The organism is Methylotenera sp. G11 (assembly GCF_000799735.1).
Taxonomy (GTDB): domain Bacteria; phylum Pseudomonadota; class Gammaproteobacteria; order Burkholderiales; family Methylophilaceae; genus Methylotenera.
Genome location: NZ_JUHH01000001.1, coordinates 1,404,579 through 1,426,751, shown reverse-complemented (window position 1 = coordinate 1,426,751; position 22,173 = coordinate 1,404,579). Strand labels below are relative to the sequence as shown.

Annotated in this window: 20 protein-coding genes; 14 read left to right on the top strand and 6 right to left on the bottom strand. The window is 51.7% G+C overall.

Features of this window, described 5'->3' with window-relative positions:
• Positions 1 to 40: 40 nt before the first annotated feature.
• The 6 genes from ftsZ (at position 41) to GQ51_RS06470 (ending at position 6,930) form a co-directional block, all read left to right on the top strand.
• Complete coding sequence (ftsZ, locus tag GQ51_RS06495) at positions 41 to 1,216, top strand: cell division protein FtsZ (protein ID WP_047551287.1); 1,176 nt, start codon at positions 41 to 43, stop codon at positions 1,214 to 1,216.
• A 251-nt stretch (positions 1,217 to 1,467) separates the two neighbouring features.
• Positions 1,468 to 2,397: a UDP-3-O-acyl-N-acetylglucosamine deacetylase gene (gene lpxC / locus GQ51_RS06490; protein WP_047551285.1), complete on the top strand. Its 930-nt coding sequence runs from the start codon at positions 1,468 to 1,470 to the stop codon at positions 2,395 to 2,397.
• A gap of 100 nt (positions 2,398 to 2,497) precedes the next feature.
• Positions 2,498 to 2,671, top strand: coding sequence for a hypothetical protein (locus GQ51_RS06485; RefSeq protein ID WP_235276182.1), 174 nt, complete (start codon positions 2,498 to 2,500; stop codon positions 2,669 to 2,671).
• Positions 2,664 to 4,700, top strand: a complete 2,037-nt coding sequence (locus tag GQ51_RS06480; protein ID WP_052177739.1) for a transglycosylase SLT domain-containing protein — start codon at positions 2,664 to 2,666, stop codon at positions 4,698 to 4,700. The genes GQ51_RS06485 and GQ51_RS06480 overlap by 8 nt, the downstream gene beginning before the upstream one ends.
• Positions 4,701 to 4,756: 56 nt before the next feature.
• Positions 4,757 to 5,704, top strand: coding sequence for a complex I NDUFA9 subunit family protein (locus tag GQ51_RS06475; RefSeq protein ID WP_047551279.1), 948 nt, complete (start codon positions 4,757 to 4,759; stop codon positions 5,702 to 5,704).
• Between the two features lie 14 nt (positions 5,705 to 5,718).
• Positions 5,719 to 6,930, top strand: coding sequence for a multifunctional CCA addition/repair protein (locus tag GQ51_RS06470; protein WP_047553993.1), 1,212 nt, complete (start codon positions 5,719 to 5,721; stop codon positions 6,928 to 6,930).
• A gap of 29 nt (positions 6,931 to 6,959) precedes the next feature.
• Here GQ51_RS06470 and GQ51_RS06465 read toward each other — a convergent pair whose 3' ends face one another.
• The 4 genes from GQ51_RS06465 to argB form a co-directional block, all read right to left on the bottom strand.
• A complete protein-coding gene (locus GQ51_RS06465; protein WP_047551276.1) occupies positions 6,960 to 7,181 on the bottom strand; it encodes a DUF2788 domain-containing protein in 222 nt (73 codons plus the stop codon).
• Between the two features lie 219 nt (positions 7,182 to 7,400).
• Positions 7,401 to 7,958: a nucleoid occlusion factor SlmA gene (gene slmA / locus GQ51_RS06460; protein ID WP_047551273.1), complete on the bottom strand. Its 558-nt coding sequence runs from the start codon at positions 7,956 to 7,958 to the stop codon at positions 7,401 to 7,403.
• A gap of 87 nt (positions 7,959 to 8,045) precedes the next feature.
• Positions 8,046 to 8,675 (bottom strand): pyrimidine 5'-nucleotidase, encoded by a 630-nt coding sequence (locus tag GQ51_RS06455; RefSeq protein ID WP_047551270.1) that lies wholly within the window; start codon positions 8,673 to 8,675, stop codon positions 8,046 to 8,048.
• A gap of 120 nt (positions 8,676 to 8,795) precedes the next feature.
• Positions 8,796 to 9,680: an acetylglutamate kinase gene (argB, locus tag GQ51_RS06450; RefSeq protein ID WP_047551266.1), complete on the bottom strand. Its 885-nt coding sequence runs from the start codon at positions 9,678 to 9,680 to the stop codon at positions 8,796 to 8,798.
• A 325-nt stretch (positions 9,681 to 10,005) separates the two neighbouring features.
• Here argB and GQ51_RS06445 point away from each other — a divergent pair, with 325 nt between their 5' ends.
• Positions 10,006 to 10,461: a bacteriohemerythrin gene (locus GQ51_RS06445; protein WP_047551263.1), complete on the top strand. Its 456-nt coding sequence runs from the start codon at positions 10,006 to 10,008 to the stop codon at positions 10,459 to 10,461.
• Between the two features lie 83 nt (positions 10,462 to 10,544).
• Here the strand turns inward: GQ51_RS06445 and argA are convergent, their stop codons facing one another.
• Complete coding sequence (argA, locus tag GQ51_RS06440; RefSeq protein ID WP_047551260.1) at positions 10,545 to 12,116, bottom strand: amino-acid N-acetyltransferase; 1,572 nt, start codon at positions 12,114 to 12,116, stop codon at positions 10,545 to 10,547.
• A gap of 186 nt (positions 12,117 to 12,302) precedes the next feature.
• A complete protein-coding gene (locus GQ51_RS06435; RefSeq protein ID WP_047551256.1) occupies positions 12,303 to 13,037 on the bottom strand; it encodes a 16S rRNA (uracil(1498)-N(3))-methyltransferase in 735 nt (244 codons plus the stop codon).
• Between the two features lie 146 nt (positions 13,038 to 13,183).
• Between GQ51_RS06435 and GQ51_RS06430 the strand changes: the two genes are divergently transcribed.
• From GQ51_RS06430 to GQ51_RS06400, 7 genes are all read left to right on the top strand, one after another.
• Positions 13,184 to 13,741, top strand: a complete 558-nt coding sequence (locus GQ51_RS06430) for a thioredoxin family protein (protein ID WP_047551253.1) — start codon at positions 13,184 to 13,186, stop codon at positions 13,739 to 13,741.
• 16 nt (positions 13,742 to 13,757) lie between these two features.
• The gene (locus GQ51_RS06425) at positions 13,758 to 14,819 is read left to right on the top strand and encodes a Gfo/Idh/MocA family protein (protein WP_047551249.1); all 1,062 of its coding nucleotides are present in this window, start codon (positions 13,758 to 13,760) and stop codon (positions 14,817 to 14,819) included.
• Between the two features lie 277 nt (positions 14,820 to 15,096).
• Complete coding sequence (tkt, locus tag GQ51_RS06420; protein ID WP_047551246.1) at positions 15,097 to 17,082, top strand: transketolase; 1,986 nt, start codon at positions 15,097 to 15,099, stop codon at positions 17,080 to 17,082.
• Between the two features lie 291 nt (positions 17,083 to 17,373).
• Positions 17,374 to 18,402, top strand: coding sequence for a type I glyceraldehyde-3-phosphate dehydrogenase (gap, locus tag GQ51_RS06415; protein ID WP_047551243.1), 1,029 nt, complete (start codon positions 17,374 to 17,376; stop codon positions 18,400 to 18,402).
• A 25-nt stretch (positions 18,403 to 18,427) separates the two neighbouring features.
• Positions 18,428 to 19,609: a phosphoglycerate kinase gene (locus tag GQ51_RS06410; RefSeq protein ID WP_047551240.1), complete on the top strand. Its 1,182-nt coding sequence runs from the start codon at positions 18,428 to 18,430 to the stop codon at positions 19,607 to 19,609.
• Between the two features lie 97 nt (positions 19,610 to 19,706).
• Positions 19,707 to 21,146, top strand: coding sequence for a pyruvate kinase (pyk, locus tag GQ51_RS06405; protein WP_052177738.1), 1,440 nt, complete (start codon positions 19,707 to 19,709; stop codon positions 21,144 to 21,146).
• Between the two features lie 106 nt (positions 21,147 to 21,252).
• The gene (locus tag GQ51_RS06400; protein ID WP_047551238.1) at positions 21,253 to 22,155 is read left to right on the top strand and encodes a phosphoribosylaminoimidazolesuccinocarboxamide synthase; all 903 of its coding nucleotides are present in this window, start codon (positions 21,253 to 21,255) and stop codon (positions 22,153 to 22,155) included.
• The last annotated feature ends 18 nt before the right edge of the window (positions 22,156 to 22,173 follow it).

Sequence of the window (22,173 nt, the reverse complement as noted above, 5' to 3'; positions counted from 1 at the left end):
CAGGCAGATGTAAATAAAGTCAAAAAGAGGAGGCACTAAAATGTTTGAGATTATGGAAAAAAATTCACAGGAAGCTGTGATTAAAGTCATCGGTGTAGGCGGTTGCGGCGGCAATGCGGTTGCACACATGATTGAAAAGAATGTGGGCGGCGTTGAATTTATCTGCGCCAACACCGATATGCAGGCTTTGAAAAAGAGCCAGGCCAAAACCGTGCTGCAGATCGGTGAGACGCTGACCCGTGGTCTGGGGGCGGGTGCCAAGCCTGAAGTCGGCCGTGAAGCCGCACTGGAAGACCGCGATGCCATCGCTGAATTGATCGACGGTGCCGATATGCTGTTTATCACGGCAGGCATGGGTGGCGGTACCGGTACCGGTGCAGCGCCTATCATTGCGCAGATTGCAAAGGAAATGGGTATCCTGACCGTAGCGGTAGTGACTAAACCTTTCTCTTTCGAAGGAAAACGCACTAAAGTCGCGACTGATGGTCTAGATGAATTATCCAAGTTCGTGGACTCGCTGATTGTGATTCCAAACGAAAAACTGATGGAAGTGCTGGGTGAAGACGTACCGTTCCTGGAAGCTTTCCGTGCTGCAAATGATGTGCTGCACAATGCAGTATCAGGCATTGCCGAGATTATCAATTGCGCCGGTACCGTGAACGTCGACTTTGCCGACGTGCGCACGGTGATGAGTGAAATGGGCATGGCGATGATGGGATCTGCCATGGCAACCGGTCCGGAGCGTGCACGTATCGCTGCTGAGCAGGCTGTAGCCAGCCCATTGCTGGAAGACGTCAACCTGGCCAATGCACGTGGCGTTCTGGTGAATATCACGACTTCAAGCTCTTTCAAGATGAAAGAGTACTACGACGTGATGAATACGATCAAAGCCTTCACCGCAGAAGACGCAACTGTGATTGTCGGTAACGTATTTGATGAAAACATGGGCGATGGCTTACGTGTAACGATGGTGGCAACAGGCCTGACCGGCACACAGCGCCGTCAGCAGAAACCAGAGCTGCGCGTGATGCCGCAACAAGTGGTGCGTGACGGTACGACTAACCAGCCGGTATTTGTCGGCAATGCTGCCGTGATCGAGGATGAGGCGCCGGCAGTATTTGGCACGAATAGCCGTCGGGCACAGGTTGAAGCGATGAAAATGTCCGGTGTGGAAGAGTATGATATTCCGGCATTTTTACGCAAACAGGCGGATTAATCACACGCCTGGAGCAAGCTTGCCGGTAGATGGTAACGGCTTGGCTAAAGCGGCTTTTAGCTAAATATGTTATTATTTGCTTGATTATTAAGATAAAAAGCTGACATGCAGAACAGCAGTTCTGCGTGTGTGGCACTGTCAGCGGAAGTTTCAGCCTGATTCGTGACCTTATCTTTGAAAGAGCAAGGCAGTTTGCAAGACCGACAAAAGGGCTTGGCCTTTAAAAGGTCATTTGGGATATTGATATAAGCATGTTAAAGCAACGTACATTGAAAAAAGCGATCAGCGCCACGGGCGTCGGGTTGCACAACGGCGAAAAGGTTACTCTTACCCTGCGCCCGGCTGCACCTGATACCGGTATTGTTTTCAAACGGGTGGATCTGCCTCTGCCCAATGAAATCATGGCGACCCCCGGCGCCGTGCACGATACAAGAATGTGCTCGGCGCTGGAAGCCAATGGCGCCCGCGTTGCGACTGTTGAACATATCATGTCGGCGCTGGCCGGCCTGGGTGTGGACAATGTTTATATCGATGTCGATGCTTCTGAAATCCCTATCATGGACGGAAGCTCCGGCCCTTTTGTCTTTCTGTTGCAGGAAGCAGGCATTACGGAACAGTCTGCCCCTAAAAAATTCATACGCGTCAAGAAAACCGTAGAAGTGGTTGAAGGCGACAAGTGGGTGCGTTTCGAGCCTTATCATGGTTTTAAGATAGACTTTACCATCGCATTCGATCATCCGGTTTTTGAGCAATCCGGTAATAATGTCAAAATTGATTTTGCCGCTGATTCGTATATCAAGGAAATCAGCCGTGCGCGAACTTTCGGTTTCATGCACGAGGTTGAATACCTGCGTTCCCATGGCCTGGCGCGCGGCGGCAGTCTGGAGAATGCAATCGTGCTGGATGAGTACCGCGTACTCAATGCCGATGGCCTGCGCTATGACGATGAGTTCGTGAAACATAAAGTGCTGGATGCTATTGGCGATCTTTATATGCTGGGGCATCCTGTGCTGGGTGCATTTTATGCCTATAAATCCGGTCACGCGCTGAATAACCAACTGCTGCGCGCATTGCTGCAAGATGAAACCGCGTGGGAATACACGACGTTTGAACAATTGCAGGATGCGCCTGATGCATTCCAGCCGCAGTCCGGGGCACTGGTGCCGGAACCGGTTTTTTAATAGCAGGGCTGGAACCTGACGGGCCCGCAAGGTGGGCGGGCAGTAGATTAAACAGTAAGCAAATTGCAATATTGAGAAAGGGGCGAATAAAGTGTTAATGATGCGCCTGACATTTGTTCTGCTAGTGATTGCCGCAATGGTGTTGCTAGGCTTGTATCTGCTGTTTGACGATCAAAAGTATCTGCAGTATTTCAAAAAGCTCATCAAATACTCGTTCTATCTAGCCATGGTGGCGGCGGTGCTCTTTGTGCTGCGGCGTATATTCTATGTTTAAGCCGGCCTCCAGTTTCATTCGCAAACACTTGCCGTCCAGCGCCGGGCTGGCGCTGGTGTTCCTGTCACTGTTTGCCGCACCGGCACTGGCGATGTCTGACCAGGCCCTGTTCCAGCACGCGCGTGAATCCTACAATGCAAAGAACGAGGCCGCGCTTGCCAGCGACCTGGCAGAACTGAATGCGCAGGAATATCTGCTGGCGCCTTATGCCGATTACTGGCTGATGCTGCTAAGGCTGGATAAAGCGGATAGTGCCGAGGTACAGGATTTTCTGGCTAAATACGGCAACTTCCCGTTTGCCGAACGCCTGCGCGGCGAGTGGCTGAAGAAGCTGGGTAAGCAGCAGGACTGGCAATCGTTTTTCGAGCAATACACCAACTATAAGCGTGAAGATATTGCCGTGCAGTGTTATGCCCTGTTGGGCAGAAGCATTGCTGAGGGCGTTGGTGCGGATATTGCGGCCCAGGCCAGGAAACTGTGGATGACGACTGCCGACCTGCCGGCCAGCTGCAATCCCCTGTTCGACAGCTTGCAGAAATCCGGGGCGCTTACGCAGGACGATCTCTGGGAAAGATTCAGGATGGCATTGCAGAATGGAAAATTGCCCCTGGCTAAAAGCATTGCAGGACGTATCGCTGATTTTGATGCAGCCGACCTTCAGCTGCTGGATATTGCAAACGGGACGCCCAAAGCTTTGCTCGATGATAAAGCCAAGGTTGTGAAAACGATCCGTAAAAAGACCGTGTCGACTAAAGTCAGCGCGTCGTTTAAAACCCGTGCCGGGATAGAGACCAACCTGTTCGCGGTTGACAGACTGGCACGCAGCAATGTGCCGGAAGCTGCTGCGGAACTGAAGCAGATGCAGTATAAATTCACTGCTGATGACCGTGCGTTCGCCTGGGGCCGGGTGGCCTACCACGCGGCACGTACACATCATCCGGGTGCGCTTGAATACTATGCCTTTGCAAAAAATACCAGCCTGGATAAAGAGCAGCTCGCATGGAAGGCACGTGCCGCGCTGCGTGCCCAGGATTGGGAGATGGTAGATGCAGTCATTTCCGCAATGCAGCCTGAACAGCAGCAGGAAGGCGGCTGGCGCTATTGGAAAGCGCGCGCGCTGCAAGAAAGGGGATTAAGCGTTGAGGCGAATAAAATCCTGGCGCCGTTATCAAGGGAGCGTCATTATTATGGCTGGCTGGCCGCGGAGGATATCGAGAGCAGCATTAGCAACGTGGAGCAGGAATACAAAGTGACGGATGCTGAAGTCACAGCGATTGCCAGCCAGCCGGCGATCAAACGGTCACTGGAACTGCAGAGGCTCGGGATGCGCTGGGAAGCAAAAGCGGAGTGGGTATGGGCAACCCGCAACTATGATGACAAGCAATTGCTGGCGGCATCGGCCTACGCCATGCGCCAGGAGTGGTATGACATTGCCATTACCACTGCTGATAATACGAAGCAGCTGCATGATTTCAATTTGCGCTATCCAACGCCTTATCGTGATTTGTTCCGCACGGCAGCAGAGAATGAAGGCGTGGATGAAGCCTGGGTTTATGGCCTGGCGCGCCAGGAAAGCCGCTTTATGCACTATGCAAAATCCGGTGTAGGTGCGGCCGGCCTGATGCAGATTATGCCTGCCACCGCAAAATGGGCAGCTAAACGCATGGGGCTGAATGGCTATAGTAATGACCTGATCCATGACCTCACGACTAACGTAGGCATCGGCACCTATTACATACGCTATACATTCGAAATGATGAATGGCCAGGCAGTCATGGCGACGGCCGCTTATAATGCAGGGCCCAGCCGTGCCAAGCGCTGGATGGCGAGTGAGCCCATGGAGGCCGCAATTTATATAGAAACGATCCCGTTTGCCGAAACGAGGAACTATGTGCAGAAAGTCATGGCCAACGCACAGATGTATGCGCCCAGGCTTGGGCGCTCCGTATCGAGCCTGAAGTCCCGTCTGGGCGTGATACCTGGAACAAACAAGCCGGAACTGGTCGTGGCCGAAACAGATGAAGAATAAACAGGCTCCCGTTGCGGAGCCTATGTAATAAAAATGAGGAAATTTAAAGGTTTAGCATGCAATTAAGAAAAATATGTGTATTAGGTGGTTCAGGTTTTGTTGGTAGCAGTGTTGTCGCTAAATTAGATCAGGCCGGATATTCAGTGACGGTGCTCACGCGCAGGCGCGACTCCGGCAAGCACCTGTTTCTGTTGCCTAATGTGAATGTTGTGGAGTGCGATGTGATGAATGACCGGGAGCTGGCTGCCGGAGTGGATGGCGCCGATGCCGTCGTTAACCTGATCGGGATACTGCATCAGGGCGGCGGTGCCAGCTTTGATGCGATACATCACCAGTTGCCGGCACGCCTCGCAAGAATCTGCGAGGCATCGGGTATCAAACGACTGGTGCAGATGAGCAGCCTGCAGGCTGACGCCAAAGCACCAAGTGAATACCTGCGTACAAAAGCCGCCGGCGAAGCCGCTTTGCTTGCCTTCGCACAAAAAATCAACATCACCATCTTCCGCCCATCTGTCATCTTTGGCCGTGGCGATCGTTTTATCAACCTGTTTGCTGCTTTGATCAGGTTTCTGCCGGTCGTGCTGCTGGCGAAACCGAATGCCAGGTTCCAGCCGGTATGGGTGGAGGACGTAGCCAGCTGTTTCGTGGCGAGTATCCGGGATACGCGCACCTACGGCCAGGTTTACGAACTGGCTGGGCCAAAAGTCTATAGCTTCCGGCAGTTGGTGCAGCAGGTAATGTCTGTGCTGGGCGTACAGCGTCCGTTGCTTGGTTTGTGCAATATGCTGTCCTATGCGCAGGCTTTTATGATGGAGCTGCTGCCAGTCAAATTGATGTCACGCGATAACGTACGCTCGATGGAAGTCGATAGCGTCAGCCAGCAGCCGTTTCCGGAGATTTTTGGCGTAGAGCCGGCAAGCATGGAAGTGGTTATCCCTGAATACCTGGTCGATGCTACTCAGCGCGGTAAATATGACCGTTTCAGAAGCTTTGCCGCGAGATAGCACGGGCAGGAATGATGCAAACCTATATCGTCGGTGGAGCTGTACGTGATGAGCTACTGGGCTTTGCGGTAAAGGATGAGGACTATGTGGTCGTCGGCAGTACGCCGGAGGCGATGCTGGCTGCCGGATTTAAACCGGTAGGGAAAGACTTCCCGGTTTTCCTGCATCCGGCAACCCGGGCTGAATATGCACTGGCACGTACTGAACGTAAAACCGCCAAGGGCTATAAGGGGTTTACGGTACATGCCTCGCCGGATGTGACGCTGGAGCAGGATCTGGCACGGCGTGACCTCACGATTAACGCCATTGCCAGAGCTGACGACGGCCGGTTGATCGATCCGTTCAACGGTGCTGCGGATATCCGGTCGAAAACGCTGCGCCATGTCAGTGATGCCTTTGCGGAAGACCCGGTCAGAATCTTGCGTGTTGCACGCTTTTCAGCGCGCCTGGTAGATTTCAGCGTGGCGCCCGAGACCATGGAGCTGATGCGGCAGATGGTTGAAGCCGGTGAGGTGGATGCGCTGGTGGCAGAGCGCGTCTGGCAGGAGCTGGCCAAAGGGCTGATGGAAGCCAAGCCGTCGCGTATGTTCGAAGTGCTGCGGGCGTGCGGCGCGCTGCAAAAGATACTGCCGGAGCTGGACAGGCTCTGGGGCGTGCCGCAACCGGAACAGCATCACCCGGAGATCGATACCGGCGTGCATGTGATGATGGTGGTTGATTATGCGGCGCAGCACAACTTTAGTTTGCCGATTCGTTTTGCGGCGCTGATGCATGACTTGGGCAAAGGCACTACGCCTACGGATATCCTGCCCAAACATATTGGCCATGAGCAGCGCAGTGCCAGCTTGCTTAAAGAGGTTTGTAAACGCTTGCGTGTGCCTAATGACTGCAAAGAGCTTGGCGTCATGGTGGCGAAGTTTCATGGCAAATTGCACCAAGCTTTGCAGATGCGGCCAGCGACCTTGTTGGAGTTTCTGGTGGAACTGGATGCTATTCGGCAGCCGGACAGGTTTAAAGATTTTTTGAAAGCGTGTGAAGCAGATTCGCGCGGACGAACTGGCTATGCAGATTGCAAAACACCGGCTGCTGACTTAATGCTGAAAGTATTGCAAGCGGCGGTTACTGTTGATGCGGGTGCCGTAGCGGCTGCATGCGAGGCTCCGGAGCAGATAAAAGTCAAGGTGTTCGAAGCCAGGCTGGAAGCGATCAGGACGGTTTGCGGATAAATACCGCTGCGCAGTTTTTGTGATGGGGTTTAGATGCCCAGTGAATGCTGAATGATGTATTTTGCGATAAATCCAACCAGGCCGAAAGTCAGCCCCAGGAATAAAATAAACGTGCCAAATTTCCCCACTTTGGATTGCCAGGCGAGGTGCCCGACGATAAATACCATCAGCAGCATCAAACCACCTACGCCATAGGTCATGCCAAGCTCGGTGATCTGGGCTTCTGTTAAACCAAAAATTGTACCTTCCAAGACTTTCTCCTGTTTAGCTGACAAGTGATGTTACATTAGTCAGCTTAATATTATAGCCGGGTTGTATCTTGATAACGATATGAGAACTTTGTACGAAGCAAAAATTGGTTCAAATTTTAATGAAAATATCAAAAAGCCGTCATTCCGTCGGAGGCCGGAATGACGGAAGTGATAGGCTTTAGATCGATAATAATTTGCGAATATATTTTTAAAGTTCAGTTAAAGCAAATTTGATAACTGCTGCACCACAAATTCAGTCGGCTTGCGTTTAAATCCGCTCTTGGCATATTGCTGCCAGCGGCCGATGATGTAGCAGATAATCAGGTTGGCCTGGGCTTCCGCATTGCCCGCTTTCCCCAATTGGGTCTCTGCGATGCGCAGGCTTTGTTTTAACGTGACTTCAATGCGGTCATACAGCTGATTGATGCGCTGCTGCAGTTTTTCATCTTCATTCACCAGGGCGTCACCGATCAGGACGCGTGTCATGCCCGGGTTTTTTTCCGCAAACAGCAGCAGCATCGTGATTGTGCGATGCACTTGGCGCAGGCCTTCTGTTTCCTCGGAGCTGATCTTGTTAATGAGGCCGAAAATGGTTTCTTCAATGAACGCAATCAAGCCTTCAAACATCTGTGCCTTATTGGCAAAGTGCCGGTAAAGTGCCGCCTCTGATACTTCCAGCTTGGCGGCCAGTGCCGCCGTGGTAATCTTTTCACGTTTGGGGGCTTCCAGCATTTTGGCCAGTGTCTGTAATATTTGCTGTTTGCGTTCGCCTGCCATGTTGTTGTCCTTATCTAAATAGCGGTAAAAAATATGATGCGGCTTTTACGTGAATGATGATGTGTAGCGATCCGCGTAAAGAGCTTATTATATCTTAATGTGAGTAAGTGCTAACACTGATGAGATGCGGTAATCCACGTAACTCGGTTTGTGCAGCTGCCTGGTCACCCATACGGTTTTCATGCCCAGCCTTTTTGCGGTTTTCAGCGCTTCCAGATTGTCCTCCAGCATGATGCAGTCACTGGCTTTGGCTTTGATGGTTTTCAGTAATTGCTGAAAACCGCGTACTGATGGCTTGGCGTGGAACTTGGTGGATTCAACGCTGAATATCAATTCAAACACGTCTTCGATATCCATGATATCCAGCACGCGCAGGGCATAGCTGCGCGGTGCATTGGTGAACACCAGTTTGCGCCCGTCCAGGCTGTCCAATGTATGGCGCAGGCGCTTTACCTGAATCACCATATCATGCAGGTTTTCCAGCTGGTGTGTTTCTTCAAGGAAATGGCAGGGGTCCGTATTGTGGTGCCGCACCAGTCCTTTGAGCGTTGCGCCATAAACCCGCCAGTAGTGTTTGCGCAGCTTATGCGCTGCATGTTCGTCCAGGTCAAGATGGTCCATGATGTACTGCGTCATGGTCTGGTTCATGACCGGAAAGATATGCGCCGAAGCATTGTGCAGCGTATCGTCCAGGTCAAAAATCCAGATTTTGGTCATGGTTTTTAAAAGCTTAATTTAGCCACAGATGAACGCCGATGCACACAGATAAAAAACCAAAGGCATGTCAAACAGATTGGGTTATCCGTGTTTATCTGTGTTCATCTGAGGCTAATAAAATTACTTAGCCTTAATCAGCGTACCCACGCCTTCATCGGTCAGTACTTCCAGCAATAGCGCATGTTCAACGCGGCCATCAATGATATGCACCGCTTTAACACCGCTTCTGGCTGCATCCAGTGCTGAGCTGATTTTTGGCAGCATGCCACCTGAGAGTGTGCCGTCTGCCACCATGTCATCAATCTGCCTGGGGGTCAGGCCGGTGAGAAGTTCGCCGTTTTTATCCAGTACGCCCGGTGTATTGGTGAGCAGTACCAGTTTTTCCGCATTCAGTATCTCGGCCAGTTTTCCGGCGACTACGTCAGCATTGATGTTGTAGGTTTCACCGTCTTTGCCTACGCCGATAGGCGCCACCACCGGAATGAAATCGCCGGTGTCCAGAAAGTTGATGATGCTGGGGTCGATCGCGGTGATCTCGCCTACCTGGCCGATGTCGATCAATTTGGTCGGGTCGTCCTTGTCTTCCATCATCAGTTTATGCGCATGGATGAAATTGCCGTCCTGCCCGGTCAGGCCAACTGCCTTGCCGCCGTGGCGATTGATCAGGTTCACGATCTCTTTGTTGACCTGGCCGCCGAGTACCATTTCCACTACGTCCATGGTTTCTTCATCGGTCACGCGCATGCCTTGGATAAACTCGCCCTTTTTACCGAGTTTATCCAGCATCTCATTGATTTGCGGGCCGCCGCCATGCACTACAACCGGATTCATGCCCACCAGTTTCAGCAGCACGACATCTTTGGCGAAGCATTCTTTCAGATGCTCATCCGTCATGGCGTTGCCACCGTATTTGATGACGATGGTCTTATCGAAAAAGCGTTTGATGTAGGGCAGTGCTTCAGCTAGGGTTTTGGCTTTTTTGGCGGCAGTGGTCTGGTTAAGCATAGGGGTTCCGTGATGAAGGATTAGCGTAATTTCTCTATGCAGTATTGTAACCAAAAACCGGGATCATTTTTTAGAAAAATGCCGTCAATATTTTAACGGAGATCGATAGCCATTGCGCTTAGTTGATGTATATCAATTCGTTGCATCCGCTACTTCTATAACCTACGCCCTCCTAAAACCGGCAGGGTTTGGATAAATCAGGTTGCCTGGATGCTAACCTGCCATGACGCTAAATCAGGAATCAATATTCTAAATGCTGATGTTCGTATGGCTTCCCGCGTGGGGAATCGCATCAGCATCAATTTTAATAGAAGGAAAATACATTATGGCCATTATATGGAGTGCGGATCTTGATACGGATATCGAGGTGATTGATAAGCAGCATCGCAGAATCGTGGATTACATCAACGATCTGGAAGCGGCAAATGCGAGTGGTGACAGAGGGGCGGTTGGCCGTGTGCTGGAAGACCTGGTTGACTACACCATGTCGCACTTTGCTTTCGAGGAGAGTTTGCAGGAAGAAGCGGGTTACAAGTTTGCGAAACCGCATAAAAAAGTGCATGAGCTGTTTGTACGTCGCGTTAACGAATATGTAGAGCGTTTCAATCTTGGCGAAGATGTTGCGGAAAGCCTGCACCAGATGCTGGTTTCATGGCTGATTAACCATATCAAGCGTGATGACGCCGACTATGTGGGCACGGTCAAGGCGAATATGGTGAATATCGTGAACGAGAAAAAAAGAAATAACGATGAAGGCTGGTTTTCCCGTTTTTTCAGGTAAATGCAGTTGCATTGTGTATCAGGCCAGCCGAAGGCTGGCCTTGTTACTGGTGAAGGGTGAAGTGCCGGGGCGTATGCCCTTCGTTACAGCTGTTTGACGAACACTTTGGATTTTCGCTGGAAATTGTAGAGTTTTTTCTTCTCGGCTGGCAGCTTATCCACGCTTTGCTCGCTGAAGCCGCGCTCCAGAAACCAGTGTTCGGTGTGCGTGGTCAGGCAGAACAGCGTTTTAAAGCCCAGTTGCCTTGCGCGGTCTTCGCAGAAATGAAACAGTTTGTCGCCGCGGCCGCTGCCCCTGTATTGAGGGTCAATCGCCAGGCAGGCAAATTCTGCGGTTTTCTCCTGCGTGAACGGGTACAGTGCGGCGCAGCCAATCACGCGGTTATCATGTTCCATCACCTGGAAATAGTTGATTTCCATTTCAATGCGTTCGCGCCCGCGCTTGACGAGTACGCCCTCGGCTTCCAGCGGCTCTATTAATTGCAGGATGGCACCCACGTCGTCAATGTCGGCCTGGCGCATGGTTTCCAGCCCCAGTTCCGTGACCATGGTGCCTATGCCTTCATGCGTGAACAGCTCCTGGATGATGGCGCCGTCGATATGGCGGCTGATCAGGTGGGTGCGGGCAACGCCATGCTCGCAGGCGCGAACTGCCGCTGGCAGGTAATAGGCGATATCTTCCGAAGTATTGATGGCGTCATCATTGTCGGTGACGTGCTGAAGCAGGTTCTTTGCCTTTTTGGCGGTCATCTCGCGCAGCAGTTCGCCGCGCAGGTTGTGTACGCCCTCTGAATCCATCAGGAAAATGAGTTTGTCGGCATCCAGTGCAATCGCCGTGCTCACTGCGACATCTTCAAGCGACAGGTTGAATGCCTCGCCTGTGGGCGAGTAACCTAGCGGTGACAGCAACACCAGTTCGCCGTCATCCAGGCGCTTTTGAATTGCCGCGGCATTGATCTTGCGGACTTCGCCGGTGTGCTGCAGGTCAACGCCATTTCTTACGCCCAAAGGCTTGGCGGTCACGAAGTTGCCGCCGGCCACGCGGATGTCGCTGCCTGCCATTGGCGAGTTGATCAAGCCCATGGATAGCTGCGCTTCGATTTCTACGCGAATCACGCCATTGGCTTCTTTCACCGCTTCCATCGCTTCGTCATCGGTGACGCGCAAGCCGTTTGCCAGCTTGGTTTCCAGCCGGGCGCGCCTCAGGCGTTCTTCAATCTGCGGGCGTGAGCCATGCACCAGCACCAGCCGTACTTCAAGGCTCGCCAGCAGGTTAAGGTCGTGCGAAAGCGTGGTGAATTGTTTTTCGTTCACCACTTCGCCGCCAAAGGCAATCACAAAAGTACGGCCGCCAAAGGCGTGGATATAAGGCGCAACGGAGCGGAACCAGCTGACGAATTCCTGCGGCTTCTTGACGCTGAAGGGTGGCTGGTTATTCGAAGTGCCGGTACCTGCTGATTCGGTGAGTGCGTAAAGGTAGGCCGGGGTGCAATCCAGTGCGGCGCAGATTTTTCGCAGTAGCGCTTCGCTGATGCCTTGGGCGCCGCGTTCGATGCGGGAAAGGTTGCCGCTGTCTGCGCCTGTTGCGCCGGCAAGCTCTTGCAGGGTGATGTTCAGCAGTTTGCGCCGCTTGCGTATGGATAGACCGAGTGACATGGTGTTTTATTTTGTAAATAAAGCATAAATATATTTTAAATTTGCTATTTACACAATATTTTATTTGATAATTTGTTTTGCAGGCGGATATGCAATAAAAATGTAAATTATAAAAACCTCGTCATTCCGGCGGAGGCCGGAATGACGAACTTGGCCAGATGTTTTGAGGCATGTGAGTTTCCAGGCCTAAAAATCTCCCCATAGCCCCTGCATCACCGATATTGCCGTTAAAGCCGCAGTTTCGGTGCGTAGTATTCTTGGCCCCAGCACGATAGACTGAAAGCCCTGTGAGGCGGCCAGCGTTATTTCGGCCGAGCTCAAACCGCCTTCAGCCCCGATGAGTAATTGAATCTCGGCTGCTGGTTTGGACATTTCTGCCAGCCGTTTTGCCCCCACCGGATTGAGTAAAATGCGTGTGTTGCCGCTTTGTGGATTTTGGCTTAGCCATTTATCCAGCGTGATGGGCGCCAGTACTTTAGGCACGAAAGCGCGTCCCGATTGCTCACATGCCGATATGGCAATGTTTTGCCAGTGTTCGACGCGTTTTTCGGCGCGGTCGTGCGTCAGTTTCACCACGCTGCGCTGGCTGTTGATGGGCTGAATCTGTTTTACGCCAAGTTCGACGGCTTTCTGGATGGTAAAATCCATGCGGTCGCCGCTGGAAATGCCTTGCAGCAGTGTGATGTTGAGTGGCGATTCGTTGCTGATTTTTCTTGCGTCGGTGATGGTGGCTGTCACCGCATTCTTTTTGACTGAAGTCAGGGTGCATTCATAATCAAAGCCATCACCGTTAAAAACAATGGCGCTGTCGCCAGCATTCAGGCGCAGTGCGCGGGTGGCGTGTGCAGCCGCATTTTCCGAAAGCTGGATGTCTGCATGCAGTGCGAGCGGTGAATCGGTAAAAAAGCGCAGGTTGGCCATAAATCGAGCGACTCCAATTTGTAAAGATCAGAATTGTAAAGATCAGAAAAACGAAAACAAAAGTGATAATATCCAGTCAATATTGCCATGCACATTGACTGTGCTGTTGCTGCATTGTGAAAGTATAACGAATTAAGGAAGAAAAGATGGTCAGCTTGAACCCCCCGGTATGTAATTTTGGTCAGCCTGCCGTAGATTTTGATCTGCCTGGCGTCGACGGCAAGCGTTACACGCTTGCCAATAGCGCCGGCGAGAATGGTTTGCTGGTGATGTTCATCTGCAATCACTGTCCGTATGTCAAAACGATTAAAACGCGTTTGGTGGCGGATTGCCGAGAGTTGCTGAAATACGGCATCAATACGATTGCCATCCAGAGTAACGATACGAAAAATTACCCGGAAGATTCTTTCGAGCGTATGCGCGAAGAAGCTGCGCAGTTTGATTTTTCATTTCCTTACGTGCTGGATGAGACGCAGGAAGTGGCAAAGGCTTACGGCGCGGTTTGCACCCCGGATTTCTTCGGCTTTAACAAAAATCTTGAATTGCAGTATCGCGGCCGCTTTGATGCGGCCGGCCGCGGTGAGCCGCCGGCGGATAATCCGCGAGACCTGTTTAATGCGATGAAGTTGATTGCCGCGACCGGCAGCGGGCCCAAGGAGCAGGTGGCAAGTATCGGCTGCAGCATCAAGTGGTTTGCGGAATAACTCAAAAGGAATAGTCATGACCGATAAGAAATTAAAGTGGGGGATTTTAGGCGCTGCCCGTGTTAACGAGCGCTTGCTGCCGGCCATTATCGAATCCCCCAATGCGCAGCTGGTGGCGATCGCAAGTCGTCGTGAGGGTGCAGCCAGGGCGACATTGGAGAAATATGCACCACAGGGCTTTGATCTTGGCAGTGTGCAATGTTATGACAGCCTGCTTGCCCTGATCGAGAATCCCGAGGTGGAGGCGGTTTACTGCCCGATGGCGAATAACGAGCATGTGACCTGGGCGATCCACGCAATCAACGCCGGCAAGCATGTGCTGATTGAAAAGCCGATGGCGCTGACGGTCGACGATGTTGAAGCGATCGAAGCCGCAGCCATGAATAACAAAGTGAAGGTGATGGAAGGATTCATGTACCGATTCCATCCGCAGCATGCACGTGTGCAGGAAATCGTAGCTTCAGGCTTGATCGGCGATGTGCTTTCCGTGCGCGCCAGTTATTCATTTCTAATGCGTCCGGCGCGCATGTATCGTATTGCCAATGGTGTCGAGTCCGGCGGTGGTGCGATGTGGGATATCGGGCCTTATGCGATCCATTCATTGCGCTGGTGCTTTGGCCTGGGCAATGCGGCACAGGGTTACAAGCCGCTGGAGCCGGTGTCTGTGGTCGCGCATGCCAAGTTCAATGAAGTCGGCGCGGATATCGTGACCAGCGGCGTTCTGGATTTTGGGCCGGATAAAGAAGGCCGTGCCCGTTTCGGGCATTTTGATATCAGCTTTGAGCGCTCGCGTAAATCCGAGTATGAAATCATCGGCACCAAAGGCTGGGTGAAGTGCCATGCCGCCTGGGTGTTCCAGAATGATGTGCCGGTGATCTCATGGGCGCTGGAAGACGGCAAGTATGCTGAAGAGCGCTTTGCGCCCAGCAACCATTTCAATCTGGAAATCGGGCATTTCAGTGACTGTGTGCTGAATGACAGGCCGCCATATCTGACATTTGAAGATGCAAAGGCGAATTGCCGCGCAATCGAGCTGGCGCTGCAGTCTGCCTTGACCGGGCGAGTGGTGGCGTTTTAACCGGGTTGCCATAGCGAATTCAACCTGCCGGCAGCTGAAACCTGCCGACAGATGTCATTACACAGGTGATTATAAAGAGACTTTTCTGATGTTCTGCTTGCTGAAAAAGGCTATCTAAGCAATAATTTAGGATTCAAGGAAAAGCGGTTTAATTTGCCGGCTTTTTAGAATCGTTCATTTAAGGTTTTATGGGGTTTTCGCGCCAGCCGTCATCATTGCACGCGCCTGCGGTCATCCTTACATAAGGCCTCAAGTTCTAATCTTTAGGGAGAAAACAATGGCAACACGTCAAGATTTATGCAATGCCATCCGTGCGTTATCCATGGATGCAGTGCAAAAAGCTAACTCTGGCCACCCAGGTGCGCCTATGGGTATGGCTGAGATCGCAGAAGTATTGTGGAATCACAATCTGAGCCACAACCCAACTAACCCGCAATGGGCTAACCGTGACCGTTTCGTATTGTCCAACGGCCATGGCTCTATGTTGATTTACTCCTTGCTGCACCTGACTGGTTACGATGTTTCTATCGATGACATCAAAACATTCCGTCAATTGCACTCCAAGTGTGCTGGTCACCCTGAGTACGGTTACGCGCCAGGCGTTGAAACCACGACAGGCCCATTGGGCCAAGGTATTGCTAACGGCGTTGGTTTCGCGATGGCAGAAAAACTGCTGGCTAACCAGTTCAACAAACCAGGCCACGACATCGTTGACCACTACACATACGTGTTCCTGGGCGACGGTTGTATGATGGAAGGCGTTTCTCACGAAGCATGTGCACTGGCTGGTACTTGGGGCCTGGGCAAACTGGTTGCGTTCTGGGATGACAACGGTATTTCTATCGACGGCCACATCGAAGGCTGGTACACAGACGACACTGCAGGCCGCTTCAAAGCATATGGCTGGCACGTTGTTTCAGTAGATGGTCACGACCAGGCTGCGATTCAAAAAGCAATCGACGAAGCTAAATCAGTCACTGACAAACCATCATTGATCTGCTGTAAAACTATCATTGGTAAAGGTTCACCAAACAAATCCGGCTCACACGACTGCCATGGTTCCGCATTGGGCGAAGCTGAAGTTGCAGCTACACGTGCTGAAATCGGCTGGCCACACGAGCCATTCGTCATTCCTGCTGACGTATACGCTGGCTGGGATCAAAAAGCTAAAGGTGCTGAGCGTGAATCTGCTTGGGACGCTAAATTTGCTGCTTACGCAGCTGCTTACCCAGCAGAAGCTGCTGAATTCAAACGCCGTATGGCAGGCGAATTGCCAGCTAACTGGAAAGCACTGACTGACGCAATCATTGCTGAAACTAACGAAAAAGCTGAGAAATTGGCAACTCGTCAAGCTTCACAAAAAGCAATTACTGCTTTGGCGCCAATCTTGCCAGAGTTCCTGGGCGGTTCAGCTGACCTGACAGGTTCTAACCTGACAGCAGCTAAAGAGTTCAAACACGTGAGTGGTAAAGAACCAGGCAACTACATCTCTTACGGTGTACGTGAGTTCGGTATGGCTGCGATCATGAACGGTATGGCATTGCACGGTGGCTTGTTGCCATACGGCGGTACTTTCCACATGTTCTCTGACTACATGAAAAACGGCATGCGTATGTCTGCGTTGATGCATCAACGTGTGGTTTACGTATTGACCCATGACTCTATCGGTCAAGGTGAAGATGGTCCTACACACCAACCAGTTGAAAACACTTCTGGTCTGCGTATGATCCCTCGTATGGATGTATGGCGTCCAGCTGACTCTACAGAAACAACCGTTGCATGGGTTGCTGCAGTAGAGCGTACTGAAGGCCCAAGCAGCTTGGTATTGAGCCGTCAAGCAGTGCCTGGTATTAAGCACGACGCTAAAGACTTCGACCTGATCCGTAAGGGTGGCTATGTATTCTCATGCGTTGGTACAACACCAGACGTGATTATCATTGCTAACGGTTCCGAGTTGGATCTTGCTATCCAAGCCGCTGCTGAATTGAACGCTGCCGGTACTAAAGTGCGCGTGGTTTCCATGCCGTCCACTAACGTATTCGACCGTCAAGACCAAGCTTACAAAGACAGCGTATTGATTCCAGGCGTTAAACGCGTAGCTGTTGAAGCGGCTCACCCAGACTTCTGGCGTAAATATGTAGGTATTGAAGGTGCTGTAGTAGGTATCGACACATTCGGTGAATCAGCACCAGGTGGCGTACTGATGAAACACTTCGGCTTCACAGTTGAGAACGTAGTTGCAACTGTTAAATCGGTGCTTTAATTTACTAGTACTGTATTGATAAGCCTAACAAGCTTAGTGAGCTAGTCTGCAAGGCACCTCAGCATGAGGTGCCTTGTTTTTTTGTAGTATTGCTGAATAGACGTAAAATTCAGTCAATATATTGAGTCAATATAAAAGTTAAGTTTCAAAACTCCGGTTTGAAACCCTGTTTTTGGTTGTATTGTGTTCAGTAAGGTTTAAGTATTCATTACTTTTGATTTAAACGGTTATTTTCGGCTATTCAGCGCTGTTTTTAATCTTTGTGCTAACAGAATAAATTTAGGAATCATCATGGCAATTCGAGTCGCAATTAATGGTTATGGACGTATCGGGCGCAATATTTTGTGTGCGATTTATGAGCAGCAACGTGAAGATATTCAAATTGTGGCAATCAATGGATCTGCCAATCTAGAATGTACGGCGCACCTGACAAAGCATGACACTATTCATGGCAAGTTTAAAGGCACTGTAGAAACTTTGGACGAAGATGGTAAACATTACCTGGTACTCAATGGCGATAAAATTCGCGTGACTACCGACCGCAACCCGGCCAACCTGCCATGGAAAGAGCTTGGCGTGGATGTGGTGCTGGAGTGTACCGGCGCATTCCGTACCAAAGAAAAGTGCCTGCCGCACATCGAAGCCGGTGCAAAGAAAGTGATTATTTCGGCGCCTGCGGATAAGAACGAATGTGACGCCACGGTTGTGTATGGCGTAAACCACGATATCCTGACTGCAAACATGAGCGTGATTTCCAATGCATCATGTACCACCAATGGCCTGGCACCTATGGTGAAGGCATTGCATGACAAGCTGGGTATAGAGTCAGGCCTGATGACCACGATTCACTCCTACACCAATGACCAGATGCTGGTGGATGGCCACCATAAAGACCTGTACCGTGCGCGTGCCGCAGCATTGAACATGATCCCCACCAAAACCGGTGCTGCACAGGCAGTCGGCATTGTGATCCCGGAATTGTATGGCAAGCTTTCAGGCTTTGCCGTACGTGTACCTACCGCGAATGTATCCGTAGTTGACCTGACCTTCGTACCGGGTCGCGACACGACAAAAGAAGAAGTGAACGCGATTATCAAGGAAGCTTCGGAATCAGGCCCGTTAAAAGGGATCCTTGCTTACAACACCGAGCCTCTGGTCTCATCAGATTTCAATCATACTGAAACCTCATCTAATTTCGATGCGAAGCAGACCACGGTGATTGGCGGCAAGCTGGTCAAAGTGATGGCCTGGTATGACAACGAGTGGGGCTTCAGCTGCCGCATGCTGGATACGGCAGTTGCTTTAATGAACGCAAAATAAGATTAATGGGGTAAGGGAGTTCATCATGCATTACATCAAAATGACAGATCTTGATCTGCAAGGTAAGCGCGTATTGATCCGTGCTGACTTGAACGTGCCGGTCGCTGATGGCAAGGTAACGTCAGATGCGCGCATCACGGCGTCGATGGCAACCATTGAGCATGCGCTCAAGGCTGGCGCAAAAGTGATGGTAACCTCGCATCTGGGTCGTCCGGAAGAAGGTGTATATTCAGAGGAAAACTCCCTTAAACCTGTAGTTGATGTGATTGCGGCCAAGCTGGGCAAACCGGTGCGGCTGGTGAAAGACTGGGTGGGTGGCGGTTTTGATGTTGCGGCCGGTGAACTGGTTGTGCTGGAAAACTGCCGTTTTAATAAAGGTGAAAAGAAATGCGTTGATGAATTGTCACAAAAATATGCCAAGCTATGTGATATTTTTGTAATGGACGCATTCGGTACTGCGCATCGTGCAGAGGCCAGCACTTACGGCGTAGCGAAATTTGCCCCGGTGGCAGCCGCAGGTATTCTGCTGGTGAATGAACTGGAAGCCCTGACCAAGGCCTTGCTGAGCCCGGCGCGCCCAATGGTGGCGATTGTAGGCGGCAGCAAGGTCTCAACCAAGCTGACCGTGCTGGAGAGCCTGTCCGAGAAAGTTGACCAGATGGTGGTGGGTGGCGGTATTGCGAACACGTTCTTGAAAGCCGCAGGGTTTGAGGTCGGCAAGTCATTGTGTGAAGATGAGCTGGTGCCTGTTGCTCGTGCGTTAATGGACAAAATGTCATCTAGAGGTGCAGCCGTGCCGGTCGCGGTAGATGTTGTCTGTGGCAGGAAGTTTGATGCGAACGAGCCGGCAGTGAGCAAGGACGTTGCTTCAGTCACGGCTGATGATATGATTTTTGATATTGGCACGAAATCTGCTGCTCAGTTAGCTGAAATCATTAAAAATGCAGGTACGGTGGTCTGGAATGGCCCCGTAGGCGTGTTTGAGTTTGACCAGTTTGGCGAAGGCACCAGAACCATTGCCAATGCGATTGCCAATACCAAGGCATTCACATTGGCCGGTGGCGGCGATACGATTGCCGCGATCCAGAAATACGGTATCGAAAGCCAGGTGGATTATATTTCAACGGCTGGCGGCGCGTTCCTGGAGTTTCTGGAAGGCAAGAAACTGCCTGCGGTCGAGATTCTGGAACAGCGCGCCAAAAGCTGATAGCCCCGTTTGTTTTGCACTTTAAAAATGGGGCATATAGCCCCATTTTGTTTTTAAGGGCGTGTATAAATACCAAATAATAAAAAGGCAGGACACATTGGCATTACGTAAAACAAAAATTGTAGCGACCTTAGGGCCATCCTCCACCAGCGAGGAAATGCTTGCACGCATGATTACGGCGGGCGTAAACGTTGTGCGCCTGAATTTCTCGCATGGTACGGCCGAGGCGCATATACAGCGTGCGGAAACGGTACGTAATATAGCGGCGAAACTGGGGCGTCCTGTCGGTGTGCTGTGTGATTTACAGGGGCCGAAAATCAGGATTGGCAAGTTTGAGCAGGGCAAGATCAGCCTGAAAACCGGCGATATTTTTGTGCTGGATGCGGATTGTGAGCTTGGTGACCAGTATCGTGTCGGGCTCGACTATAAGACATTGCCGCAGGAGGTCAGCGAAGGTGCCATCCTGCTGCTGGATGACGGCCGCATCACCATGCAGGTAGACCGCGTGAAGGGACACCAGATACATTGCGTGGTGCTGAACGGCGGCGTCCTGTCGAATAACAAAGGCATCAATCGACAGGGGGGCGGCCTGTCGGCGGATGCCTTGACCAGGAAGGACCGCGAAGACATTAAAACCGCCGTCGCACTGGAAGCAGATTACATTGCGATCTCCTTTCCTAAATCCGCATCCGATGTTGAGCTGGCACGGGCTTTGGTTAAAGAGGCCGGAGGCTCGGCAAGTGTGATTGCAAAAATTGAGCGTGCCGAAGCCATCAGTGAGCTGGAAGCGATTATTGAGGCCTCGGATGCGATTATGGTCGCGCGCGGCGATCTGGGCGTTGAGGTGGGGGATGCTGCGGTGCCGGGCTTGCAGAAACGCATGATACGGATGGCACGTGCCCATAATAAACTGGTCATTACCGCCACGCAGATGATGGAATCCATGATTTCAAGCCCGATTCCCACCCGGGCGGAAGTGTCGGATGTGGCAAATGCGGTACTTGATGGTACCGATGCCGTCATGCTGTCTGCAGAAACCGCATCGGGCCAGTATCCACTGGAAACAGTCGAAGCCGTGCATCGCGTTGTTGTAGAGGCAGAAAAAGAATACTTCAGCGAGCATCATGCACAAAAACTGGGGCAGGTGCTGGTGAAAACGGATGAGGCGGTTGCCGCCGCCGCAATATACACAGCAAAGCATTTGAAGGTCAAAGCGATTGCCGCACTGACGCAGTCGGGTAATGCCGCACAATGGCTGTCGCGCGCAGATGCCGAAGTGCCGATCTATGCACTGTCGCCCGATAAATTCGCACGCAGGAAGCTGACCCTGCATCGTGGCGTATATCCATACCCGATTGACCAGGGGAATAAAAACAAAGATGAAATCCTGCAGGAAATGGAGCAGGTGTTATTGCAGCAGAACGCCGTCGTCGCGGGCGACCTGGTGCTGCTGACCTTTGGTGAACCTATTGGCAGCCCGGGCGGCACCAATACGCTTAAGATCATCAAGATAGGCGAGAACCGGCCAGTCGCATAAATTCGAGTGCGCAGCCTGGATTGCTGATGGGCGTAAAAAATTAGATAAACATCAGCCAGCACTTTATAATATGCATTTCGACCAGCGACTATTAAAGTTTAACTTCATGAATAAACCACTTCTAGAAACCAGTATCAAAAGCCTGAAACGCATCCATCAAGGCAAGGTGCGCGACATCTACGATATCGACGCCAACACCATGTTGCTGGTGAGCACCGACCGTTTATCCGCATTTGATGTCATCTTGCCTACGGGCATTGCCAACAAAGGCGCAATGCTGACGCAGATGGCAAACTTCTGGTTTGAGAAGCTGCAGCATGTCGTGCCTAATCATCTGACTGGCATCGACCCTGCCAGCGTGGTGGCGGATGCTGCCGAGAAAGCGCAGCTCGCTAATCGCTCAGTCGTGGTGAAAAAACTGAAAGCGCTGCCGCTGGAGGCGATCGTGCGCGGTTATCTGGTTGGCAGCGGCTGGAAGGAATATAAAGCCAAAGGTACGGTATGCGAGATCCCGCTGCCCGCAGGCCTGCAGGAAGCCTCAAAGCTGCCGCAGCCTTTGTTCACGCCATCCAGCAAGGCAGCAGTAGGCGAGCATGATGAAAATATCAGCATTGCCCAGGTTGAGGCACTGATCGGTAAGGCGCTGGCTGACCAGGTGGCCAAGGTTGCCATTGAGCTTTATACCAGGGCGGCAGAATATGCACTGACCCGCGGCATCATCATCGCTGACACCAAGTTCGAGTTCGGCCTGGATGAGAACGGTGTGCTGCATGTCATGGATGAAGTGCTGACCCCGGATTCATCACGCTTCTGGCCCGCCGAGAGTTACGCGGTAGGCAAGAACCCGCCAAGCTATGATAAGCAATATGTGCGTGACTGGCTGGAAGCCAGTGGCTGGAATAAAACCCCGCCGGCGCCGGCATTGCCTGATGATGTCGCCGCAAAAACCAGTGAAAAGTATATGGAGGCGTTCGAACGCCTGACCGGCAAACCCCTAAACCTGGAGTAAGCCTGTACGGCTTGCGGG